Source organism: Sarcina sp. DSM 11001 (assembly GCF_900101015.1).
Classification (GTDB): Bacteria; Bacillota; Clostridia; order Lachnospirales; family Lachnospiraceae; genus CAG-791.
The window spans coordinates 1-1,705 of the sequence record NZ_FNFZ01000067.1 but is presented as its reverse complement, the minus strand read 5'-3'; the positions used below and the strand labels follow the sequence as shown (position 1 = coordinate 1,705).

At 49.3% G+C, this 1,705-nt stretch carries 2 protein-coding genes; both read right to left on the bottom strand.

Annotation, left to right across the window (positions count from 1 at the left end; translation table 11 throughout):
• The coding region (locus tag BLT02_RS16635) for a helix-turn-helix domain-containing protein (RefSeq protein ID WP_139187725.1) at positions 1 to 254 on the bottom strand (254 nt) is incomplete at its 3' end.
• A gap of 73 nt (positions 255 to 327) precedes the next feature.
• Positions 328 to 954, bottom strand: coding sequence for a reverse transcriptase domain-containing protein (locus BLT02_RS16630; protein WP_242869859.1), 627 nt, complete (start codon positions 952 to 954; stop codon positions 328 to 330).
• Positions 955 to 1,705: the final 751 nt, after the last annotated feature.

Sequence of the window (1,705 nt, the reverse complement as noted above, 5' to 3'; positions counted from 1 at the left end):
TTTGCAGCACGTCCTTTATGTCCTTTAGGCCGAAGCGCTTCAAAGCCCTGCTCGTCAGCTATCTTCACCCATCCGGTGACGGCCACTTTGCTTACACCGGCCATGGCTCCGATTTGGGAAGCTGAGCAACCAGAAAGAACCATATTAACAGCAAATACCCTGAAGTGGTAGCGTGATTCGTCGGATGACGACATAATAGCTTTACCTTGCTGCAACAACATTTCGGGGTCGGTATTGTACTTACGTTTATTCATATATGCAGTACCTCCAAGAGAAGTATAGCATATATGCTACGTCAATTCAAAGTAAAGTTATTAATGTCGTTTACTATAGCTCGGCATAAGGCGGTTTATGCGGATATCCGCATAACGCCCCTTGCCCGCTGCCCTGTTCAGTAGGCTCGAAAACCATATCCCTTACCACTCCTGCTTTCAGCATAACGCTGACCAGCCTGAGTATTCTCGGGTCTTTGATCCGTGCACCTACGAACTTCATCATCCATTCATGGTCGATGTTGTCGAAGAATCCTCTGATGTCTGCATCCAGAACCCAGTTGGTCATATGACCACCGATCTGGTCATCCAGCATCTTCAAAGCGCCATGACAGCTTCTGCCCGGTCTGAATCCCATCATCTGTTCATAGAAGCATGGCTCAAACACAGCCTCCAGCACCCTCTTAAGCGCCGACTGTACGATCTTATCCTCGTAACAGTAAATGCTCAGGGGTCTGGTTTTGCCGTTGTCCTTGGGTATCTCTACCCTTCTTGCCGGCTTCGGGTGATAGGCTCTCCGTTTCAGACGATCCATCAGGTTATCGAGGTTCTCTTCCAACATCACGCTGTAAGCATCTTTGGTGATACCATCGATCCCCACAGCCTTGTCCGCATCCATCTCCTCATGACATTTCGCAAGCAGTTCCCTGTCAATGAGGTGTCCGACGGATGTGAACACCATGTTTGGGTTCTCATTTGAGAGTTGCGCTATTCTCGCCAGTTTCGTTTCCATCAGTTCTCTACCATCTGAGTGTAGTTGTTGTTTCCCTTTTGAGGTTGTTCCACATGGCAGGGAGCAGGAGGACTCCACTCCCCTTCTCGACTTCCCTCCACCGCTTATTGGTTCACGGCTTCACAGGTACTATTCGGCCATCCGACTTCCCGCAGATCGTTTGCCTTTCTCCCTTTCTGGTCGTCCGGCATACCACTTATACATTATGTCCCATACACACTATATCGGGCTGATATGGGATCTGCGGGATCTCTCCAGTTGACGCTTCCTAATTGTATGACATGAACGGATCCTTCCGACGCCGCCGCAGTGTAAAGCATCTCACCAAAACGATACTTCACATGTTGGCTTCTGCTCTGACAACAGCATTGCCCTGCGAATTGGGTATTTCGGCGCTCAATAGCCGTCCCTGCCACCTAACTGTCTACGCTTAAACCTAACGTTACCGCTTCGGTTCCAAGACTCGCTACCGGTGGATTGGTTAGTCCTTACCGGATGGGGTTTCCACCCATTATATATGAAGCGCCCTTAGCTGGACGCACTGTCAGGTACCAACATCCCTTTGGCACACTCGTCTTCTGAATTTGCATGCAGAGCCTCAAAGGTGCACCGGCTCTTCCCCTGCTGTACCTGGAAACTGGTAATCACTCCGGTTGATTACGCTTTCAAAAGAGATGTATTGGCGATTTTTAAAGAAAAA

Coding starts and splice junctions, on each gene's coding strand:
- BLT02_RS16630 (WP_242869859.1), bottom strand. CDS start 954: ATGGTGTTCACATCCGTCGGACACCTCATTGACAGGGAACTGCTTGCG.